Annotated in this window: 14 protein-coding genes; 12 read left to right on the top strand and 2 right to left on the bottom strand. The window is 46.5% G+C overall.

Annotated features, from left to right (window positions below; translation table 11 throughout):
* Nucleotides 1-20 precede the first annotated feature (20 nt).
* Genes ACLIIY_RS06505 through ACLIIY_RS06450 form a run of 12 tightly spaced genes read left to right on the top strand, consistent with a single transcriptional unit; the run spans nucleotide 21 to nucleotide 16159 of the window.
* Nucleotides 21-1415 carry a type VI secretion system contractile sheath domain-containing protein gene (locus tag ACLIIY_RS06505; RefSeq protein WP_434528353.1) on the top strand — a complete coding sequence of 465 codons (1395 nt, stop codon included), beginning with the start codon at nucleotides 21-23 and terminating at the stop codon, nucleotides 1413-1415.
* Complete coding sequence (tssE, locus tag ACLIIY_RS06500; RefSeq protein ID WP_005451929.1) at nucleotides 1415-1837, top strand: type VI secretion system baseplate subunit TssE; 423 nt, start codon at nucleotides 1415-1417, stop codon at nucleotides 1835-1837. The genes ACLIIY_RS06505 and tssE overlap by 1 nt, the downstream gene beginning before the upstream one ends.
* Entirely contained in the window at nucleotides 1830-3581 is a 1752-nt protein-coding gene (gene tssF, locus ACLIIY_RS06495; RefSeq protein ID WP_434528352.1) for a type VI secretion system baseplate subunit TssF, read from the top strand. The genes tssE and tssF overlap by 8 nt, the downstream gene beginning before the upstream one ends.
* Before the next feature lie 12 nt (nucleotides 3582-3593).
* Nucleotides 3594-4532, top strand: coding sequence for a type VI secretion system baseplate subunit TssG (locus tag ACLIIY_RS06490; protein WP_434528351.1), 939 nt, complete (start codon nucleotides 3594-3596; stop codon nucleotides 4530-4532).
* 57 nt (nucleotides 4533-4589) lie between these two features.
* Nucleotides 4590-7196, top strand: coding sequence for a type VI secretion system ATPase TssH (tssH, locus tag ACLIIY_RS06485; protein ID WP_434528350.1), 2607 nt, complete (start codon nucleotides 4590-4592; stop codon nucleotides 7194-7196).
* 12 nt (nucleotides 7197-7208) lie between these two features.
* Complete coding sequence (locus ACLIIY_RS06480) at nucleotides 7209-8012, top strand: ABC transporter substrate-binding protein (protein WP_434528539.1); 804 nt, start codon at nucleotides 7209-7211, stop codon at nucleotides 8010-8012.
* 3 nt (nucleotides 8013-8015) lie between these two features.
* Nucleotides 8016-8954, top strand: a complete 939-nt coding sequence (locus ACLIIY_RS06475) for a type VI secretion system-associated FHA domain protein (protein WP_434528349.1) — start codon at nucleotides 8016-8018, stop codon at nucleotides 8952-8954.
* Entirely contained in the window at nucleotides 8954-9436 is a 483-nt protein-coding gene (gene tssJ / locus ACLIIY_RS06470) for a type VI secretion system lipoprotein TssJ (RefSeq protein ID WP_005451918.1), read from the top strand. Before ACLIIY_RS06475 ends, tssJ begins: the two co-directional genes overlap by 1 nt.
* Before the next feature lie 26 nt (nucleotides 9437-9462).
* Complete coding sequence (tssK, locus tag ACLIIY_RS06465) at nucleotides 9463-10794, top strand: type VI secretion system baseplate subunit TssK (RefSeq protein WP_434528348.1); 1332 nt, start codon at nucleotides 9463-9465, stop codon at nucleotides 10792-10794.
* A 6-nt stretch (nucleotides 10795-10800) separates the two neighbouring features.
* Complete coding sequence (gene icmH, locus ACLIIY_RS06460) at nucleotides 10801-12054, top strand: type IVB secretion system protein IcmH/DotU (protein ID WP_434528347.1); 1254 nt, start codon at nucleotides 10801-10803, stop codon at nucleotides 12052-12054.
* Entirely contained in the window at nucleotides 12051-15440 is a 3390-nt protein-coding gene (tssM, locus tag ACLIIY_RS06455) for a type VI secretion system membrane subunit TssM (protein WP_434528346.1), read from the top strand. The genes icmH and tssM overlap by 4 nt, the downstream gene beginning before the upstream one ends.
* 2 nt (nucleotides 15441-15442) lie before the next feature.
* Nucleotides 15443-16159 (top strand): protein kinase domain-containing protein, encoded by a 717-nt coding sequence (locus ACLIIY_RS06450; protein ID WP_434528538.1) that lies wholly within the window; start codon nucleotides 15443-15445, stop codon nucleotides 16157-16159.
* Nucleotides 16160-16185: 26 nt separating this feature from the next.
* Here the strand turns inward: ACLIIY_RS06450 and ACLIIY_RS06445 are convergent, their stop codons facing one another.
* The gene (locus ACLIIY_RS06445) at nucleotides 16186-19329 is read right to left on the bottom strand and encodes an HD domain-containing phosphohydrolase (protein ID WP_434528537.1); all 3144 of its coding nucleotides are present in this window, start codon (nucleotides 19327-19329) and stop codon (nucleotides 16186-16188) included.
* 207 nt (nucleotides 19330-19536) lie between these two features.
* Nucleotides 19537-22665 carry an HD domain-containing phosphohydrolase gene (locus tag ACLIIY_RS06440; RefSeq protein WP_434528345.1) on the bottom strand — a complete coding sequence of 1043 codons (3129 nt, stop codon included), beginning with the start codon at nucleotides 22663-22665 and terminating at the stop codon, nucleotides 19537-19539.
* Nucleotides 22666-22858 lie beyond the last annotated feature (193 nt).

Raw genomic sequence — 22858 nt, 5'->3', positions numbered from 1 at the left:
ATTTAGGTCACAAGGATAGTATGAGTAAGATTTATCACTCAGGTTGGCAGACCCAATTTACACAGCTAGACGATAAAGACAGCGACTTTTTACAAGAGGCGCTCTCTTTATTGTCTCAAGTGTCTCGCTCCGCGCTAGACAATCCCGATGCGCTTATCACACATGTTTCGCGCTTAATCGCAGAGATTGACAATAAGCTCTCGAAGCAGATGGATGAGTTACTGCATCACCCAGAGTTTGAGGCACTGCAAACCAACTGGCTAGGGCTTCAAGGCTTAGCCACCCTGCCCGTTAATTACCAACGCACTCAACTCAAGCTTCTCAATATGAATTGGGAAGAAGTGTCTTCAGACGTCAATCAAGCCTACAGCACCAAAACGTCCGAGTTGTACAACAAGATCGGCAACCAAGAGTTAAACACCTTGGGCGGACATCCATTCGGCTGCTTGTTGTTCACACAGCCAGTAGCAGCAGATATGGATTTCGAATCTGACTACGATGATTTGTTCACCGTCGAGCTATTGAGCCGCTTGGGTGAAGCGACGTTATGCCCAATGCTGTTTGCTCCTAATCGCGATTTCTTTGTCGAATCCGGCGCAGACTGGCTGTCTGATATCAACCGAATCGAGAAGATCCTTGCCAGCCCTGATTACCAATCGTGGCAGTCTTTACGCAGTAAGTCCTCTGCACGTTTTGTCGGTTTAGTGATGCCAGAAATGTGCATGCGTACACGTTATCAAAACGCCAAAGTGGGATTCATCTACAACGAGAAGCAAAACGGGCTTTGGGGCAATGCGGGCTTTGCGTTTGTATCCACCATTATGCGAGAGCATCAACGGGTGAGTTGGTTTGGCTTCTTGAAATCTCGTTGGAACGACAACAACCAAGGTGCCGTGGTCAATCAAAGCCAAAGCGATAGCCATTTTCTGATTCAACCACAAACCAAAGTGACCTTATTTGGGCAACTGTCGACCTTCTACAGTCGCAGCGGTTTTATCCCTCTAACTAAGAGCCCTTTGAGCGATAAGTTTTACTTCAATGGTAACAATTCGATTTGGCACAACAGCGAGTCTGATAACGAGAAAGTCCTCACTCAAATCCAAACATCATTGATGTCTTGCCGTATTGCACATTATCTCAAAGTACAAGTGCGAGAGATGATTGGTAGCTTCAAAACAGCTGCTGAGTGTGAGTTGTTCCTCTCTCAGTGGGTTGAAAAATTCTCTAGTAACGTTGCGTACGCCAACGAAGAAACCCTATCAAAATACCCATTGAGTTTTGCAAAGATCAGCGTGTGCGACTCTGACCATCATCCGGGCAATTTCGTCTGTACATTGCGTATCGTCCCGCAGTATCAATACGACCATTTCAGTGGCGAAGTCGTGCTGACAACAGAATTGGATGAGGTGGCGTAATGAGTTTTTGGCGTACCTTTGTGCAAACTGCCCCTACGACTCGTCGAGATGATATCGAGGACATCAAATATCACCTCACTCGTCTGTTTGATTCGGAAGCGTCACTGATGAGCATTGATGATCGGTTAACCGAAGTGCAGCGCTCTAACTATCGTTTTGGCATCGAGGATGTGCACCTATTGAGTGCCAGTCTCGACCACCAGCAATTAGCCCTCAAACTAGAAAACTACATTCGACATTTCGAGCCTCGTCTTAGCCAAGTCATGGTTGAACTTGTTGAGCGTAAAGCGGGAGAAAACACCATCGCTTTCAATATCGTCGCCAAAGCCAAAACGGCACAGGGCGAAAAAGAGCTGATTTTTGATTCCAAGATTTCATTAAGCGACATGACTACTGATATGAAGGAGGATTTGTATGAGTGATCCTCTACTGCGTTATTACGAGCAAGAGCTGACTTTTGTCCGTCGAGCCCTCGGTCAATTTGGTTCTGAACATCCAGAACACGCACAACGCCTCAATATTCATCAGGGACAAATCGAAGATCCGAGTTTAGCCCGCTTATTGGATGGCGTGGCACTACTGAATGCCAACGTCGAAAAGCGTCTATCTGAGCAAATCCCTGAAGTTGTCGAAGGACTACTTGGTGTACTTTACCCAAGTTACGTTCAAACTGTGCCAAGTGTGGCGTATCTAGAAATGAGCACAGACGCCCCTTCCACTGACAGCACGACGCTTCCCAAAGGCACACGCTTTTCTTCCGAATCGCAAGGCAAAACATGTTTGTTCACCACAACGGACGAGCTCAAAACGACACCATTTGCACTGATTGACACCAAGGCAAGCAGCGCGCCCTTTGACTTCAATCGCCCACAAGGCAGTGAACAAACTACCGCTGTTATTCAGCTCACTCTGTCTACTGGCGATGATGATGTGCACTTCAGTCAATTAGCGTTAGAAGATCTCGACTTCTTCGTTCAAGGTTTCGAGAACAATGCGGATTCCTTGGTTGAACTGCTGCTCAGTGAAGCGCGCGCAATATCGATTTCCGACATCAATGGTGAGAATCACGCTGTCTTGGCTGCCAATCAGCTCAAGAGCCGAATCAGCGATAAGCAGTTTCAATTTCTGCCACAAAAAGGCAATCAATTTTCTGGCTACCATTTGATGAATGAATTTTTCTTCTTCAAAGAGAAACGTCAGTTCTTCCGTCTTAAAGGCTTTGGTGAAGCCTGTCAGCAACATGATTGCTCCACTGTGGTATTAAACCTGTTTATGCACTCTTTGCCGATGGAGTTTATCCGTCTTTTCGATAATCAAGTGTTTAAGCTCAATGTGGTGCCTGCGGTGAACCTCTTCGAGCAAACGGGCGAACCAACCAGCTATGACCAACGTAGCCTGACCATTCCCGTTAATGCCGATGCGCATACCGATAATGAAATTCAAGTGGTCGACATTTTGGATGTGTTTGAGATTACGTCGAGCGGTCAAAAACTGCTGACGCCACTGTTTAAAGACAGTTACCAAAGCGACCCACATTGTGATTACTGGCAAAGCCGAAAAGATTCCACAGGTGAACTGCGATTGGCGATCAGCCTAAACGCCAACCAAGAGCTCGAATTCAACAAACTCTATGGCACTCGCCTTCTTTGTACCAATGGCAAACAAGCATGCACCATCAATGGTGAGATGACATGTTTAGAGCCGATCGATTTGCCCGGTGATTTTCATTCGCTCTACCCGCCTTCCGCTCCGATAGAACGGGAATCTGATGCCAATATGCACTGGCAATTTATCGGGCTACTGAACAGTAACTTCTCGTCACTTTTGCACTCAGAAGATCCTACTCAACAACTTAAGCAAATGCTGCAATTGTGTAGCCGCAACCAGTTGCTAAGCGATGAAATTCAGATGATTCAGTCAGTTAAAGTGCGTTCACAAGTTTCATCAATGCGCATTCTAGGCAAGAACGTCTTCTCTCCGGGCACAGAGATTGAAATCACTCTCGATACCTCTGGCAACTATCTGACTTTCACCGATGTGTTGAATCGCTTCTTCCAACAGTTCTGTAGTTTTGATCGCTACATTCAGCTCACAATTCGTCTTTATGGCAAAGATGGCATTGCGAGGCGTTATCCAAAAATCCACGGGAGCCAGCGCTCGATGTAGCGTGGAAGATAGATGATGTCGATGTCACTGATTAACGATTTAAAAGCGAACCCACATGAGTACGACTTTGCTCAAGCAATGCGATTGCTGATGCAAATGACAAAGCAGTCTGGGCACAAGCTGAAGTTAGAGCTCAAAGCAGAAGCCATGCCCCATGGTGATGCCGACGATATTCAATACTTTTCGTTCAGTGACCACAGCGCCAAAGTTCGTATTGCTCAGCAAGCACTATCTGGCGCACAAGGGGTTATCCCAAACTACATCTATGAAGAATTGTTGTTTGCGTTGCATAACGATGATCATGCACTGAAGGACTTTTTAGACGTATTCAATCAACGCCATTTTGAACTTGCCGCGCAGCTAGAACTCGCTCCTCATCTCTTGGTTCAGAAAGAGCTAGCAAAAGAGAAAACCGATTTACTCAAACAACTGGCGAACCTGAAACACGAACACGGCGCGCTGTTCCAATATTCGCTGCTGTTCGCTCAGGGGCATCGTAACTTAGAAACGTTAGAGCAGATCCTTAACGACTACTTCCCTTACCAAATCGATGTGTCGACTAAGAGCCATGAACGTCGTCAGTTACCCGCGAGTTCTCTTACCCGTTTGGGGCAGAAAGACGACTACAACAGCGGAATCGGACAAGGTTTCCTCATTGGCAAAACGTGCATGACTTACAACCAACATTTGGTGGTGAGTATCCAGCCTGCCAACCGCAAAGAGCTGCATCAAATTCATAGAGATACTCAGTTGGCGAGCTACATGCGCCAGCTCATTCAACATTATTTACGAGACGCCACGCCGATTTCTATTTATCTCAACGTTAAGCGTGCGTATCTCGAAAAACCAAGGCTGTCTGCTCAACCAGATCAAGCCGCGAAATTGGGTGAAGTGGATTGCCTCGCCCCAGAACGTAAACCTACAGAGCGGATTCGGATTCTTCTGAAATAGCTAGGTAGACATCGCGACGACAAAGAAGGTTATCGCGCAAAAGACAAGGATAAGGTTATGACACAAGTAACGCTGACAAATTTAGTCGCCAAGTTATCGCCAGAATTAAAACGCGCATTGGAAGCCTCTGCGGGTGCAGCCATGAACCAAGGCGTTGCTGCCATTGAGCCGGAACATTGGCTGCTCACACTATTGAATCAGCAAGACGCGCACTTAAAAACTCTGATTGAAAGTCAGAAGATCAACCAAGATCAACTTGCGAGTGAACTGGCAAATCGCATCGAGCGCTTACCAAAAGTACAAGACAGCCAGCCAACGCTCAGCCATGCACTGACTGAACTTCTCAAAGACGCTTGGATGATTGCCTCCGTTAACTATGGGCATGGCGAAATCATCAGCTTGCATCTCGTTCAAGCACTGTTGCAACAGAACATCATGGGCGTATCGGGCAACAACCTCGAATCACTGCAAAACGTGTCGACCGAGTCCCTGCAAGGTTTAATCAACAAAACGCCGATTAAGCGAGCAACGCAACAAAGCGCCGATGAAGCAAGTTCAGCCGCAAACACAGCAAGCGCGAACGACGCACTAAGCAAGTACACCATCAACCTGACTCAACAAGCGATTGAAGGCAATATCGACCCGATTTCTGGGCGTAATTCTGAAGTAAGAAAAGCCATCGACATTCTTTGTCGTAAACGCCAGAACAACCCTATTTTTGTTGGCGAGCCGGGTGTGGGTAAAACTGCTGTCGTTGAAGGCTTAGCGCTGAGAATCGCAGCAGATGAAGTACCAAGTGCGCTGCAAGGCGTCCAACTCCATTCGCTTGATTTAGGGCTATTACAAGCAGGTGCCAGCGTAAAAGGCGAATTTGAAAACCGCCTTAAAGATGTCATCAATGAAGTAAAAAACAGCGATGTGCCAATCATTGTATTTATTGATGAAGCACATACGCTGATCGGCGCTGGCGGTGCAGCAGGACAAAATGATGCTGCCAACTTATTGAAACCCGCTCTTGCACGTGGTGAGTTCAAAACCATTGCCGCAACAACATGGGCGGAGTACAAAAAGTACTTTGAGAAAGATCCAGCTCTGACTCGCCGTTTCCAAGTCGTCACGGTAGAAGAACCAAACGCAGAAGATGCCAAACAAATGCTGCGAGGCATTGCGGCTTCATTGCAAAAGCACCACGGTGCGTTTATCACTGAATCCGCCATTGATGCCGCGGTTAACCTATCTATCCGCTACTTACCTTCTCGCCAATTACCAGATAAAGCGATCAGCTTGCTCGACACGGCTAGTGCGCGTATTGCATTAACTCAAGGTGCAAAGCCAGAAGTGATTGAAGCGTTAGAGCAAACCATTCGTTATCAACAGAACGAGCAGTCGGCTTTAGAGAAAGAGTTTGATTTGTTCGGCACAGGCGCAGAAGAAATTGCCGAATTGAAGCAAGAAATCGCCACCAATCAATCTCAATTAGCTGACTACCAAAAGCGTTGGGAGCAAGAGATTACTTTGGTTGATGAGATTAAAGCGCTTCAACAAAGCATCACAGAAAGCGAAACGCCGGACGAAGCTCAACAAACCCAATTGAATGCCCTTCTCGACCAATTGCACGAGCTTCAAGGAGAAGAGCCATTAGTTAATGCGATGGTGGATGACGCGACCATTGCTCAAGTCATTTCCGGTTGGACAGGCATTCCCGTCGGCAACATGATGAGTGACGAAATCGCTCGCCTATTGTCACTAGAATCAGAACTGGATAAACGCGTTATCGGTCAAAACGTGGCGAAGCAAGAACTGGCAAAAACGATTCGAATCTCGCGCGCTGGCTTAACTGATAATCGCAAACCAATCGGTGTGTTCTTGATGTGTGGTCCAAGTGGTGTCGGTAAAACTGAAACCGCCATGGCGCTCGCTGAGCAGCTTTACGGAGGCAGCAACGATCTCACGGTTATCAACATGACCGAGTTTAAAGAAGAACACAAAATCTCAATGTTACTTGGCTCGCCTGCCGGCTATGTTGGCTTTGGTGAAGGTGGCGTGTTAACCGAGGCGGTTCGCCGCAATCCCTACTCTGTCTTGCTTTTGGATGAGATGGAAAAAGCGCATCCGGGCGTTCATGACCTCTTCTATCAAATCTTCGATAAAGGACACATCAAAGACAGTGAAGGTCGCACGGTAGATTTCAAAAACACCTTAATCATCATGACTTCTAACGCCGCTGACCAAGCGATTTGCGATGTGTGTGATGAAAACGCCGAACGCATCAGCAACGATGAACTGCTTGAAGCGATTCGTCCCGATCTACAACGCTACTTCAAACCTGCGTTCCTTGGACGTACTACCATAGTGCCTTATTACCCACTCAACGATGATGAGTTAGCGAAGATCACCGAAATCGCGCTAAACCGCATTCGTAAAAAACTGGCAGAACAGTATCAAGCGAGCTTTACGTGGGATGCAGGTTTTGTGGATTTGGTTGTCAGCAAAAACACCGACCCTACGACAGGTGGTCGCGCGGTTGAGCAAATCATTAACCGCTCTTTGATGCCGAAGTTGGCAGAAGAATGCATCGCGCGTCTGAGCGAACAACAACCGATTAGCCAAGTGACGGTGACCGCTGCGTCCACGCCACAGGGCTTTGAACTGGATATTCAGTAGTAACGAATCATGATGTTTAGAAGCGTACATTCACCCCATCTCGTCACCACCTCGATTCTTGTTCAAGAGGCGACGGTCAGCTGTGGGGTGAGTCTTTTCCGCAAAATAACCAAGCTGGTTTCGTCGCTGTTTATTTTGCTTGGCGCCCTATTCTCGTTCGAAGCATGGGCGCAAGTTTGGATTGGTCCCGACCGATTACTGCTTGCGACCCACAAATGGGCACCGTACCAAACTCACCAGAATCAAAACATGGATGGGTTTGCGCTCAACCGCGTCAAATGTGCGCTGGGCGAAATGGGACAACCTTACCAACTGACCATGACGGAATGGTCTGACGCACAGCTCCACGTACACAGTGGTCAACAGCACGGTTTTTTCGTCTCGCCGAAAACCAGAGAGCACGACAGCTACGCAACGTTGTCTGCTCCCATTACCGAGCAAAAACTGCGTTGGTATTTTGGTCCCGGTGTAGAGCCTAAGCTTGATGATTTGTCAAAGTTGAACCTTAAGTTCTCGGCAGAATTTGGCTCAAGCACATGGTTTTGGCTGAAACGTAATGGATACAACGTCGTTAAGCAGCCACGAGATGCTAAGGTTTTACTAAGGCTTTTAAAACAAAGAGAAATTGACGTCGCACTGGAAGATGAACGGGTGTTCCATACGGAAATCAGCCAAGCCTCTCTTCCAAGCGATTACTTCTATTCTCAAGTATTCGAAACCAAGCCCATGGGCGTGTATTTCTCTAACCGCTTTTTGGACAAATATTCTGGTTTCTTAACCGCTTTCAACACAGCGTTGGCTAAATGCGAGGGATAACAAGTGGCGATCAGCATACATTTGATTTCTGTACCCTCTGAAGAGGTGGTGACTTCAAGAGTCATCTATCTGCCCGAGTCTGGCGGGCAGTTTGGGCGTTCCGCTTCTTGTGAAGTGGCATTGCCCGATCAATCAAAACGCATCTCGCGTATCCACGGACAAATTCGTCTCACTGAAACAGGTTATCTGGTGAAGAGTACTGGCAAGAACCCGGCTCGCCTCAACGATAAAGCCATGGTGAGAGATAAAGATTACCCACTCAACGATGGCGACATTTTAAAGATCGAAAGCTATTCAATGTTGGTATCAACACTCACGTCGAGCAAAGCGCCTACCGAAGAGCAACCTGATGACCTCTTTGCAAGCAAGTTCGACCTGCAACTGGAAGACAATGTCGATTTTCTCGACGAGGGTGACATCGTCGAACCCGTGAAATCGGAAGTTCATTACTCCCATCAGAATGTAATGAGCGATGACCCCTTCTCCTCCGACCCGTTTGAAGACATCGACGATGATGAACTGGCGGATCACTTTGAAGTGGATGAAGTGTCGAAACAGCAGCAAGCAATGGAGCGTTCTACGGAGATTGAGTATCTTCCGGGAGACCACCTTCCAACGTCAGAGCTGGAAGCCTCCATCGAAAAGCTGATTACGATTACCGAGAAGAATCAGCAATACCTTAGCAACCCACCGCTTGCACATGATGCTTTGTTTGATGCGTTAGACAAAACGCTCGATCAGTTCCTCAACGAATTCGCGCCGAACCAACTAGAGAATCAATTTAGCGAATTTGTGTCTGGCGGACTGTTCAGTAGCAAAGACAAGAAGTATTGGAAAATTTACCGCAAACATTTCCAGCATCGACAAGACAACGGTGATTTTCGTCGCCAGTTCAAAGCGATGTTTATGGAAAACATGCAAAAGCAAAGCGAGGAAAGCTGATGAAGATTTGGCTTAGTTTACTCGCTTTCGCTTTGGTGGGATGTTCATCTGACCCAACACCGGTTGTGACGCAATATCAATTGGCGGTAAGCGCAGAGAAGACGATTAACCCAAGTGTTAACAACAGTACCAATCCCGTAGTAGTACGCTTGTATCAACTAACCGATGCCCAACAGTTTAAGCAATTGCCGTTTATCGATTTGTACAACGATGACGTAAGCCTATTAGGCGCAAACTTGGTGTCGAAACAAGTGCTGCCCGTGGTAATGCCAGACAGCAATAGCAAACAAACCTTAGACATCAACAAGACCACTCAATACATCGGCGTATTGGTGGAATTTGCCGAATATGATGCAAGCACGGCGACGGTAGTGACAACCACGCCTCAGGAAGAAGAACAATATATCCAGTTAAAGATCAGCGGTAACAAAGCAGCATTGCAAACCGTGACACCAGATTCACCTTGGTGGGATGTCTTTTAACTCGATTCAGTAGATAGGGAAATCTCGTGGACGCATACAAAAAAGTCGTTTGGCAAGAAGGCATGTTCATTGCCCCACAACACTTTCAACAACAAGACAGATACACACAAAACTACGTAAGACAAAACGTCGAAACGCTTGCTGGTTATGCCCCTTACTATGGTGTGACCGACTTGGTGATCAATCACGATCTACTTAAAATTGGCAAGCTTTCCGTCTCTTCTAGCGCGGGTTTGTTCCCAGATGGCACGCATTTCGAACTGAAACGCGAAGTCGCCAGAGATGTGCCGCACGGTACGATTGAGAAAATGGCTTACTTAGCACTGCCCGTCTCTCTGCAAGGCAATAATGATTACGCCAATGATGAATCGGAACAAAGCCGCTATCTCACACGCACCATCAATGTGTTTGATACTTCAACCTCTGAAAACGCCAGCGTTGAGGTGGACGTCGCACAGCTCAATATAGCGATAAAACTCGAAGGCGAAGACACTTCGGGCTTTACCCTGATTCCTTTCGCCAAAGTATTGGAATGCAGTGAAACGGGCGAAGTGATGCTAGACCGCTCCTTTATTCCTGCGTGTTTGCACTATGGGGCATCACAGCTATTGGTTGAGCGTTTGAAAGAGATTCATGCCCTCACGTCCAACCGTGCCACCAGCTTGCTCAAACGTATTCAAGCTGGGCAAGGACAAAAGAGTCCGCAGTCGATGATGCAGGATTACCTGTGGCTGCAAACACTCAACACTTGGCTTCCGTGGTTTGATTTGTCTTTGTCGAATCCAAAGTTTCAAACCCATCAGCTTTATTTGGAGCTACGCAAGTTTGAAGCGCAAGTCATGGCATCCACACCCGCAATTCCAGAGCCTTGCCAACCGTTGGATTTCCATCGTCTGTACGATTGCTTTAATCCGCTTTTTTCGAATTTGCGCAATATGCTCACGCTGGTTCAACAAGACTCGGTGATTGAGTTTGCGTTCGACACTTCGTTGTTTGAACGACGCCGCTTGCTTCGCACTTTGGTAAAAGATGGTCACAACCTGTCCGATCGCCGATTCGTTCTCAGTGTCCGTTCCAACGTCAGCAGCACCGAGCTCAACGAATTGTTCCCTGCGGCTGCCAAACTCAGCAGCAATAACAAGATTGTCGAGATTGTGCGTAATGCCCTTTCTGGCGTGCAACTGACGCCGCTTCCTGTTGCGCCAAGCGAACTGAAACCGATGCAAGGCACAGCGTATTTTGAAGTGGATACGTCAGACCGCAATTGGTTAGAAATGATTGAAAACCGCGATGCACTGGCGCTGCACATCGATACACGTGTAGGCGACCTAGAAGTGATGCTGTACGCACTGAGGTAGTAAGTTATGAACTATTTGGATGAAGATACCTTAGTTTGGGACAGCAGCGAAAATGACTTCGTAAGTAAAGATACCGACATGCCTGACGTAAAATGGCATTCGGTCAACGCTGCGCAAGCCAATATTGGGTTCTTACATCATTTCGACAAAGCCGAGAATCAGCTGATAAACATCAGTTCTGAGTTATTGGCTGTCACGCTCAAGATCAACACTTTGCCGGAGCCCGAAGACATCACCACGCTCAGGCATCAACTGGTGGCTTCCATTAATGAAATTAAAACCAAAGGTGCCGAGTTGACCTACCCAGTCGCCGTGATCGACAAGCTTTGCTTCCTGTATGCCGTGGTTTTGGATGAGTTGATTGTCTACACCGATTGGGGTGAAAAACGCGGATGGGAGAACAAAACCTTACTCAGTGAACTGTTTGGTATGCGCAACGGTGGTGAGCTTTTCTTTACTGTGGCAGAGAAAGCAGCGCGCCAACCGCACAAGCTGATCGACTTATTAGAAGTGGTTTATCTGTTTCTCAATATCGGGTTTAAAGGTCAGTACCGCGAAACGGGCAGCGAACAGCTAAAGAGTTTTACCTACCGCTTAGAGCAGATTTTAAGTCAGTACCGACAAGCCGGTGGAATCTATTGTCATACTAAGGTTTCGGTGCCTAAAACACGTAAACCAACGCGCAAGAAACGTTACCTTGTCACCACATTATTTTTCCTAACTATCATTGGTTTGAGTGTTGCCCTCACCTATTTCTGGTACAACAAAACCAAACCACAGCGGGCACGAGATTTTGTACAGCTTGGTGAGTACAGCCAACGCTATATTGAATCTGGTCGTGCGGAAGACATCGTGTATGTCAGCACTGACGATGATTTAAAAGGCAATAAAGTCGCGGTAAATACCACTCAACCACCTCGTCCAGTTCCGAGCCAACCAAAAGCCGTGACGCCACAAGCGAAACCTTCGGCGCCAGGGACGAAGAGCGCTCCAGTCACGAGCCCTACAGCAAACACTGATTGGCTGGTGCAACTTGCGACCTTCTCTAACCTTAAAAACGCCGAGAAATTTATCGCCCAACTGCCGACATCCAACTATCAACCTGTCGCGGATAACATCAACTCCTACGTTCGCGTCATCGTTCGATGTGACAACTCAGAACAAGCTAAAACCATCAATAATTGGTATCGAGAGAATGCCAACGTCAACGGCTTAGTGGTGCATAACAAAAATAAACAAAGCGAGGTTGAGTCACAATGACGCAAGACAACCCAAACACACCAACAAGAAAAAAGGCAATCATTTGGAGCCTTGTTACCCTCCTGCTTCTGGCAATCTTAGGTGGCTTACTGACTTGGTTTGTCGCGTATCCTGATTTCTTATGGACAGGTGTCATCACGACGACCATTGTGGCACTGCTCTCTGCTGGGCTTTGCTTTTGGTTAATCAATCGCAAGGTGAAAAAGAGTCTTGAGCAAGACCAAGAACGCGCACTCATTATCAAACGCTCCAAGTTACTCGCTTTCCACTTCAAGAAAATGCTCGGCGTACAAAAACGTAAAAAGCGCTTAACCAGCCGTTACGATCAGCCGATTTACCTGTTACTCAGTGATAACCCAAGCAAAGACAAAAGTATCATCACGCAGATGGGCTACGAAGCTTATAAGGTGGATGACTTTGGTAACGACATTGAGTTTCCGATTCTATTTTGGCTCAGTGAACACTCAATTCTGATTTCCGTCAGTATGGGCGAAGATCAACAACCGCTTTACTTAAAAACACTGTGTCAATGCCTCAATAAATGGCGCCCGAGACAAGCGATTAACGGCTTGTTGCTCACCACAGAAATTGAACAGTTAGTTGGCAATAGTGAAACCCTTTCACAAAAAGCCGACCAATTGAAATCGCAAATCAAAGCATTCAATCGTTCATTTGGTTTGAACTTACCTGTCTACAATGTCCTAACTAACATGGGGCAAGTGAGCGATTTCTGTCAGTTCTTTTCTGCGTTTGATGAAGCGAGACGCAATGAAGTGTTCGGCGCCACCAGCCCAGTACAAAAACATGGTGGCATTGACGCCGATTGGTTCAATGACGAATACGACCATCTCATTGGTCAGTTAATTTCGAACATGAGCAATGCGTTGGGAGCGCAACTTAACCAAGATTTCCGCAATGCCATTTGTGGTGCGCCATACCAATTTGGTCTGCTTAAACAGAATTTGTGGCACTTCTTACAGCGTTTGCATCGAGGTGACCAATACACAGATGGGCTCAACTTCCGCGGCTTCTACTTTACCCACAGTGGCAGAGATTTCGCACAGCATGATTTACTGGCTAACGTAGTCAATCAATCCCTCGGCAATGAGCAATATCAGCAACACCAACAAATGCCCGTTCAACAAACCTTGTTTGCTCAGCATTTGATGTCTCATGTCGTGCTAAATGAAAACACTTTAGTCGGAGTTAACCGCCATAAAGAGAATTGGTTGTGGTTCAGCCAAACCGCCTACACCCTAATTTGGCTCGGTTTATTGATTGGTACACTGACGATTCTCAAGCTCGACTTCGATTATCAAACCAATCGTGAAGCCAAAGCTGATGGCATGTTAGAACGTTACAAAGAAGCGATCGCAGCACAGCCATACAGCAAAGAAGATCTGGTGGGCAACATTCCAAACCTGTACACCATGCATCGCATTTACGCGCTATATCAGGAGCCTGAACCTTGGTATACATTGCCATTCCTACCGAATGCGACCATCAAGCCAGAAGTTGAAGCGGCTTACACTAAAGAGCTGCAACAAGTGCTGATCCCTTCTATGGCGCACACCATTGAGAGCGACTTGTATGTGTATGTGAACTTGGAAGATCAAGCCAGAACACTCGAATTGTTGAATGACTATCGACTGTTGTTTGATAAAAATCGCACCAACATTGAAGAGCTCAAAAGCTACTTCCTAGCAAACTTAGAACATCAAGGCGAAGCGGACAAAACCAACGTTGCTCAGCTTAAAGTGCTGCTCGACGATGTGTTTAACCAGCACTTGGTGGCGACAACTGCCAATCAAGAGCTTGAAGGACTGGCGAAGCAAGTCATCAATCAATCCAACATCGAGACGCTACTCTACCAACACATCTTGAATGATCATGCGTACGAGAAGCGCATCGATGTGCGTAAAGAACTGGGCTCCAACTTCAACCAAATATACCAATTCAAACCTGGCTACGTGGGTTATTTCGTGCCTTACTTATACACACCGACTGGCTTTAACGAGTTGGATCTTTCGGTGGAATCCCCTCTTCTTATTGAAGCGTTATCCGCTTATGAAGGCATCGCAGGACAAGCCCCAAGTGCACTAGAAATGCACCGAATCAGCCACGACTTGAAGCGCATGTACCAGAACGATTACATCAATTACTGGCGCGATTTTATTAACAGCATCGAGGTGAAAACCATTTCCGGTTCTGAGCAGTTAAATGCCAGCTTGAACGTGCTCAACAATGCCTCAAACAATCCAATGTCTAAGCTGTTTACCACCATCAGCAACTACACTTCGGTTCTTCTACCTGAGCCAAAAGATGCGAAGAAGAAGACCGATGAAGAGATTGCCGATGCTGCGCAAGACAACGAGAAAAAGGAATCAGCTCGCCAAATCACACTGACGTTTAATGATTTCCACAAACAAGTGACGCCAGACGATCAGGGTAAGAAACCAATAGATTCCGTGCTGGAAGGTTATACGAATACGGCCAAATGGCTCGATCAGTTCTACAAATCCAACACGCCAGACAAAGTGGCTTACGAAACGTTATCTGCAGGTTTAAAGGCGCAAAACCCGGTCGCACAGTTGGCGTCATTGACCGATTCCCAGCCACCGTTATCCGGTGAAGTAATTGACTACGTGACAGTGCAAACTAATGAATTGGTAATGAACTTAGCTCACCAATACCTTAATAGTATGTGGAGCAGCGAAGTCTACCAGCCTTATGAAAACACCATCGCGGCTTTCTACCCGTTTAAGAAAAGTGCCAACAGCGACGCAAGCACGGCGGATGTCGCAGCCTTCTTTAAAACCGACGGCACGTTGGACACCTTCTATCAAACCATGCTGAAAGGCTTCTCGACAGAGCAACGAGCACCGTTTATGTCCGGCTTATTGCCAAATACTGGTTTTGCGTTAGATCCTGCGATTTGGCTGATGTTTGATAAAGCCAAAGACATTCGCTCTGCCCTGTTTTTAGCTGACCCGAAAAACGTTGCGATTCAATTCCAGATGAAACCAACAGAAATGAGCTCGGCACTGACTGAGTTTTCCATTCGGGCTGAAAAACCGATTTTCACCTATCAACACGGTCCGATGCTGTGGACACAACAAAGCTGGAAAGGTGATTCTGTCGCACAAGATGCACTTACAGTGCGCCTACAAAAACAAGCAACGCCGATTGCCAATGAGCAGTTTAAAGGCAGTTGGGCATGGTTCCGCTTGATTGAGCCGCGCGTCACTTCAACCTCTTCGCAAAGTACCCAACTTGAGTTTGATTACAATGGCGATAAGGTTCGCTTAACGATTAAAACTCAAGGTCAGAACAATCCTTTCGTACCGAATTTCTTTGCGGGCTTTGTATTACCTGCGAGCATTTAGTGATGAATACGTTCGCCAATCAAACCCTGTTTAGAGCCTGTGGCGTTACTTATGTAGCGCCTTTGAGCAAAAACGTGTTTCAGTGCGAGCACAAACTTTATGGCACTGTGGTCATCAAGGTAGCGCGCAGCTTGGCTGAGAAGCGGGCTTTGATGGCGGAAGCGGACTTTCTATCCAAATACGCGTCGGATTACTGGGCGAACTTTCATGGTTACGGCTCACAGAACCACGCCGACTGGTTAATGAGCCAATATCTGGAAGGCAAAACACTTAACGCAATAGAACCTGATTTGTTACCTCAAGACATAATAACCAAGCTTGAATTCACTTTGCTCAATCTACACAAAACGGGATATCTGCATGGCGATATCAAGCCACATAACGTCATCGTGACGCCAAATAACCAAGTTCGGCTTATCGACTTTGGCAGTGTGATTCGAGTTGATGCTAAATACCGAGAGCATTCACATACAACCGTTAGCCGAGCCTATAGTGCGACCCGCCCCTCTCTGCGTATCGGTCAGGCAAGTAAGAACGATGATTTCTATGCCTTGGCAATGACCTTACTCAGCTGTCACGATCAACATCCCTTTGCCGGTCTCTCGTTACAAGAGGCGACAGAACTGCTACCTACCCCAAATAACGTTGATCTACCAACGCGATACCAAGTTCTGATACAGAAAGAGTGGCAACGAATGCGCCACTCTTTGAAGCTGTAGGAATTCAACGCTCTAAGCTCTCTGGTTTATGCGTCTGATGATTTGGACTTCAGATACTTCTCAATATCCACCTCATCAACCTGTTCAACTGGCATAAACTTGTTGGCATAGTCACGGTAAACCCCGCTTTCTAAGAACAACAAGAACAAGTCCATATCCAAGTGTTCGTCCAGTGCCATTTTGTACATTATGTCGACCGCAACACTCACTGGCTTGGCTTTCTTATAAGGTCGATCCCCTGCGGTTAATGCTTCAAAGATATCCGCAATCACTAAGATGCGTTCTGGAGTTGATAAATCTTCTGCACTCAACCGACGCGGATAGCCTGTGCCTTTCAGCGTCTCATGGTGGGTCGAAGCATAACGCGGCACGTTACTTAACTCCGGAGGGAATGGCAGTGCCCCCAGCATTTTGATGCCACTGATCATGTGCTCGTTAATTTTGAAACGGTCTTCTGGTGTTAACGTCCCGCGGGAAATAGTCAGGTTGTAAACTTCACCCAAGTTATATTGATGCTTTGGCACTTGCACCTTAATACCATGCTCCGGTGCAAATTCCATTGGGCGAACACGCTCGATAATATGGTCAGGCTTATCCGCTAAAAGGTTTTCAACCACGGGTAGCGTCACGTCAGATTTTGGCTTAATCATTTCTTCAAACGGAGAAAGACCAAGATGATCATCATAGTGACGCAACCAAGTTTGCTGGGCGATTTGTTTTATTCGCTCAATCTTCTCGTCACTCATGAACTCGCCACCCACGTTGGCGTTGGCAACAAATCGGAAGTCTTCGTCCAACTGCGCAACTCGTTGGTCGAACTTGGCTTGCGCCTCTTCTTTTGACAGTTCACCAGTAGATATCGACTTCCACATTTCCACTTCAGCGTCTCGCCTTAGTACTTCGAAACGAGTGCGAATTTCATTGATGCGGTTGTAGTTGGCTTCTAACTTAGTGCCTTTATCAACGATGTGTTCTGGCGTGGTGATCTTACCGCAGTCATGTAACCAAGCCGCGATACGGAATTCACGTCGTTCATCGTCATTGTTAAACTTAAAGTCTTTGAACTTACCGGTGTCGCACTTCTCTACCGCCTCTGCCAACATCAAACCAATTTCTGGAACACGATTACAGTGCCCCGCAGTATAAGGAGACTTGTCATCGATCGCTTGCGCAATAAGGCGAATAAAGGCTTCAACAAACTCTTCTTGCTGTTGCTCGTGATGCTGAATCTCTTGCGTCATTTCGGTGACCGAATCGGACAAGTCAGAAACTTCTTTGATTCGCGTTTCGACCGGGACGAGTTTATCAAACTGACGATCTTTGATTTTGATGGTCTCTTTTCGCAGCGCAACAATTGGGCGCACAATTGGCGAACCCACTCTCCACGCCAATGGGAAGAGAATCATCATTGCGAACGCCGTAATAACAATCGCTTTAGACAATCGACTTGTCACCGCATCAGTCACTACTTGACCAGAAACGATCACAGCAAAGTAATCGCTCGTACCACGAGTAGAATGCAACTTAGTAAGATAGAGGAATCGACTTTCACCATCAATGGTCACTTTGTTCATTAGGTCGTGTTTGTCCTTCTGAATCGCCAACTCATAGACCTCTGGATACGGAGCAAAACTCCCCCTCCATTGATGAGGTTTGAGCCACTTCTCTTGCAACGCTACTTTTTGCTCCGGTGAAATTGCTGCGATCGCTTGGTTGATAAGCTCAACCACGTCTTTGTCTTTCTCCTTCATAAACAGAGAAAATTCCAAAGGTGGCGCATCGAGCAACCCGACATGAATATTGGTCAGCTTCACCAACCGCTTCATCTCAACCATGGTTAAGTAAGTGTCTACAAGGTACTGAATATCTCCCATGTGCAGCGCTCGTTTTGCCAAATCGAGATTCGGTTGTTCGATAATATTCAGTGACGGATAGTGTTCAAGTAGCCATTCTTTCATGCCAAAACCCGCCACCACGCCAATACTGTCGTCACCTAATTCCGTCAACGACTTAGGCATTAGATTGGTAGTTTTCGTCGCAATCGCAAGCTGCCCTATGAACAGAGGATCACTATTGATCCCTAACTCTGGCGGTGTGCCAAGCACAGGTTGGAGGATATCAATCTCTCCCTTGCGATATTTCTTTTCCAACTCCCTTGAGCTAAAACCATTAACGAACTCTAACGTCATGCCCGTTTTCTGCGAAACCAGATTGAGTACATCAACAGCATAACCACCTGGTTCGCCGCTCTGGGTGTAGTCGTAAGGTCCCCAGTCGTTTTGATTCGAAACCACAAACTCACGGCCATCTAACAAGGCTTTTTGCTGTTCGCTTAATGCCAAAAGCGATGAATCAGGAATATCTACTTCGTGAAACACGTTGATGCTGGACGCAACCACTTCACCACGATTGTTGAATATAAACGCTTCGACGCCATCATCCTTCTTCATTCCAAGTTCGGTAGCGCTGATCTTTTCACTCAGTGAAGAAAGCACCGTATCTACGCCAATAACGGCACCTTTACTGCGCACCGAGTAAGACTGCCCGGTGATTTTCAGGTGTTGAAACAGATAAGGATCGGTTTTGTAAACGCTGTCTCTTGAGGCGCCCGCAAACCAAGGTCGGCGAGATGGATAAAAGTTACTTTTCTGTTCTGTTTGACGGACAACCTCAAGCGATTCCGAGTAATACATGGTTTGCCGCATTCGCTCCTCGCCATCACCTTTGATGGTAATGATGACCCAGCGCTCATTGGCGGTTGCCCCTATCTTTCCTCTAACTTCTGGGGACGATTCCAAATTGATGACTTGGAAGAAATACTCGTTGTTATTGGCAAAATAGATACTGTAAAAAACGGGATTATCGATGAGCGCTTGAACGAAAACTCGTTGGATTTCATTCACACTGAATTGTGTATCACTGAAGTCAGCTACACTGCGCAAGATACCCGCGCTGCTGGTCGCACTGGCATCAATTTGATGGATATGATTACTGACGTCTTTGGCGGTCATGGTTAAACGAGTCAGGATATGTTCTTCCGACATCTGTTTACCGAAGTAATACTGCATTCCGAGTCCAAGCAGCGCCGTCACTGCCGTAGCAATAACAAACAAACTCCCGACGGTGAATTTAATCGAAAATTTACGAGGGGTACCAGATTTAGTCTTCACGCGATAAAGCCCTCCGATGGCTTCAACAACAAACTCAGCAACTCGCTTTATCAAAGCAACCTGAAGCATATACTTTTCAAGTCTAGTAGATATTTTTCAGAGACTTGCGTCGCATACAAGCCAGAGATCACTTTTACGCAATAAAAAAGAGCGATACCGAAGTACCGCTCTTAGCTGATGTTTTTTGGAGGGTTAAACCATTTTGATTTAGTGAGAGAGATACTTTTGAATATCAACCTCATCCACTTGCGTTTCTGGCATAAACTTCTTCGCGTATTCGAGGTAAACGCCGCTCTCTAGGAACAACAAGAACAGGTCCATATCCAAGTGCTCATCCAACGCCATCTTATACATGATATCGATAGCCACACTCACTGGTTTCGCTTTCTTGTAAGGTCGGTCTCCCGCCGTTAATGCCTCAAAAATGTCAGCAATCACTAGAATGCGCTCTGGAATCGACAAGTCATCCGCATTCAACTTACGAGGGTATCCTGTCCCTTTCAGCGTCTCGTGGTGAGTAGACGCATAACGCGGTACATTGCTTAGCTCTGGTGGGAACGGCAAGGCCTCTAGCATCTTAATGCCACTGATCATGTGTTCATTGATTTTGAAGCGATCTTCTGGTGTCAGTGTACCGCGAGAAATCGTCAGGTTATAAACTTCACCCATGTTGTACTGATGCTCCGGTACTTGCATTTGAATACCATGTTCCGGCGCAAACTCAACAGGGCGAATACGCTTGATGATATGTTGTGGCTTGTCTTCCAACAGTTTTTCCCTAACCGGCAACTGCGTGTTGGAACTTGGCTTGTTCATTTCTTCAAATGGTGACAAACCTAAGCGGTCATCAAAGTATCGTAACCACGTTTTCTCAGCGATTTGCTTCACGCGCTCGATCTTATCTTCACTCATAAACTCACCCCCAATGTTTGCATTGGCGATAAACTCAAAGTCATCGTTTAGCTGACGTACTTTTTCTTCAAACTCGGCTTTTGCTGCGTCTTTGTCTACCTCGCCACGCAACAAGGCGTTTAGGTATTCGATTTCTAGGTCTCTGCGTAACACTTCAAATCGAGTGCGAATTTCATTGATTCGGTTGTAGTTCGCCTCTAGCTTGGTGCCTTTATCAACGATGTGCTCTGGCGTGGTGATTTTGCCGCAGTCGTGCAACCAAGCCGCGATACGGAACTCTCTTCGCTCTGCGTCATTTTGGAAGGCGAAGTTTTTAAATTTACCGCTTTGACATTTTTCAGCCGCTTCCGCCAGCATCATGCCGATTTCTGGCACTCGGTTACAATGCCCTGCGGTGTATGGAGACTTGTCATCGATCGCTTGTGCGATAAGGCGAATAAAGGCTTCAACAAACTCTTCTTGCTGCTTCTCGTGTGACTGAATCTCTGCCACCATTTCCATCATTGCATCCGAGAGTTCATCAATCTCTTTTACTCGCGTCGTCATCGGCCACACTTTATCGAAGCGACGAGCACGGATCTTTCTCGTTCTTGCTTTCAGCGCGTAAATTGAACGCGTCATTGGTGTGCCGAGTCGCCAAGCAAGAGGGAAAAGACCTAACATCACCAAGGCTGTAAACAACAGCGAGTTAAACAAGCGCTTTGTTACTGCATCGGTGACGATTTCTTTTGGAATCACCACCGAAAAGTAGTCATCACCGCCGCTGGAACTTGAGATTGGCGTGACATAAACAAAGTAGTTTTGCCCTTCAATGCTTCGTCTCACCATGGTGTTGTAGTTAGATGTGTCTTTCGACAGTTGAAATACTTCTGGGTATGGCACAAACGTTCCGCGCCAATGGTTTGATTCCAGCCATTTTTGCGTTAATGCTTCTCTTTGCTCCGGTGTAATCGACTCAATAGCAAGATTGAGCACCTCTAACAAACCCGCGTGCTTTTGGTTAATGTAAATGTGATAAGGCACAGGCTTCGCATCCAGTTTTCTTACCGTGACGGTCGATGTTTTCTCCAAGCCATTAAGCTCATCCAACGTCAAATAGGTGTCAACCAAATATGGGATCTCGCCTTTCTCTAGCGCTTCTTTTGCATCACTTAAGCTTTCAAATTCAACGATGTTCAGCTTAGGGTAGTTTTCTTGTAACCACTCCTTCATGCCAAACCCGCAAACAACGCCCACTTCATCAGTGAAATTTTCAAGAGAAATAGGAATGAAGCGTTGGCTTTTCCCTGCTATCGCCAAGTCTGCGGTGTACATGGTAGCGCTTTGCTCGCCGTACTCAGGCACTTCACCAGACACGGAATGCAGGACATCAATGGTGCCTCTCAAGTACTTTTTCGATAGCGTGATCGATTCAAAACCATTGATAAAGTCGAACTCTAAGCCGGTTTGCTGAGAGAGTATTCTCAATAAATCGACGGCATAACCTTGCGGTTCACCGGCTTGAGAAAAATCATAAGGTCCCCAGTCGTTTTGGTTCGATACCAATAATGCCGGTGAGTTCATCACAAGCGCACGTTGAGGTTCAGTCAGCACTAATGGTTCAGACGGTGGCACTTCGATATCGCGTTCTAGATCGATGTTCGACGCGATCACTTCACCCTTATGGTTGAAGATGAAAGACTCTGCCCCACTTTCTAAACTCATACCAAGCGCGGTTGACGCGATTTTTGAGTTCAGTGTCGACAGTTCAATATCGATACCGATAACATCTTTACCACTGCGGATCGCATAGCTCTGCCCCGTAACCTTCATGTTTTTAAACAGGTAAGGTTCGGTCTTATAGACGTTTGTTTCTGTCGCCCCGATAAACCATGGTCGGCGGGTAGGATAAAATGACGTTTTGCTCGCAACGGTTCGGTTCACATTAAAGTTGCTGTCCACGTACGACACGATCATTTGTCTATCCGGACCGATGCCAGTGGCTTTAGCGATGGCCCAGCGATCTACCGCATCGGCGCTCATCTTGTCGCGAATCGTTACCGAGGTTTTTAGGTTGATGATTTGAAAGAAATCTTCATTCTCGCTACCCACATACAAGCTTTGAATGAACGGGTTTTCATCCAAAACTTGAGCAAACAAGGTGAGAATTTCTTTTTCAGAAAAGTTGTGGTCAGACATAGAAAGAAAGCTCTTGAGCATTCTTGTACTGCTGATCGCATTGCTATCGACTTGGTGAATGTATTCACTTACATCTGCCGCCGCCGTACTCAACCTTGAGATGACGTGCTCCTGCGACATTTTCTGCCCAAAGTAATACTGCATACCCATAGCAAAGATCGCCGTAAGTGCCGTCACTAACATGAACATGCTACTTACAATGAACTTGATTGAATATTTACTTTTTAGCTCAGAACTGCGTTTCATTCTTGCGCCCCGGCATCACCATAAAGTGCCAAAACTGTCGGCTTTACATCACCATTTACTATCAAAATACTAAATAACCCCATACATAAGCGTAGACTTATACAACGTAATATTTGCTATCAATTTTGCAAAACCTATGTTTAAAACGATCCGATAAATAAGATTGTCCTTCACAGAACCAAATTTATTACTT

The sequence above is a fragment of the Vibrio sp. K4 genome (assembly GCF_051122595.1).
Classification (GTDB): domain Bacteria; phylum Pseudomonadota; class Gammaproteobacteria; order Enterobacterales; family Vibrionaceae; genus Vibrio; species Vibrio owensii.
This window is presented reverse-complemented; position numbering and strand designations above follow the sequence as displayed.

Coding starts and splice junctions, on each gene's coding strand:
- ACLIIY_RS06505 (WP_434528353.1), top strand. CDS start 21: ATGAGTAAGATTTATCACTCAGGTTGGCAGACCCAATTTACACAGCTA.
- tssE (WP_005451929.1), top strand. CDS start 1,415: ATGAGTTTTTGGCGTACCTTTGTGCAAACTGCCCCTACGACTCGTCGA.
- tssF (WP_434528352.1), top strand. CDS start 1,830: ATGAGTGATCCTCTACTGCGTTATTACGAGCAAGAGCTGACTTTTGTC.
- ACLIIY_RS06490 (WP_434528351.1), top strand. CDS start 3,594: ATGATGTCGATGTCACTGATTAACGATTTAAAAGCGAACCCACATGAG.
- tssH (WP_434528350.1), top strand. CDS start 4,590: ATGACACAAGTAACGCTGACAAATTTAGTCGCCAAGTTATCGCCAGAA.
- ACLIIY_RS06480 (WP_434528539.1), top strand. CDS start 7,209: ATGTTTAGAAGCGTACATTCACCCCATCTCGTCACCACCTCGATTCTT.
- tssJ (WP_005451918.1), top strand. CDS start 8,954: ATGAAGATTTGGCTTAGTTTACTCGCTTTCGCTTTGGTGGGATGTTCA.
- icmH (WP_434528347.1), top strand. CDS start 10,801: ATGAACTATTTGGATGAAGATACCTTAGTTTGGGACAGCAGCGAAAAT.
- tssM (WP_434528346.1), top strand. CDS start 12,051: ATGACGCAAGACAACCCAAACACACCAACAAGAAAAAAGGCAATCATT.
- ACLIIY_RS06450 (WP_434528538.1), top strand. CDS start 15,443: ATGAATACGTTCGCCAATCAAACCCTGTTTAGAGCCTGTGGCGTTACT.
- ACLIIY_RS06440 (WP_434528345.1), bottom strand. CDS start 22,665: ATGAAACGCAGTTCTGAGCTAAAAAGTAAATATTCAATCAAGTTCATT.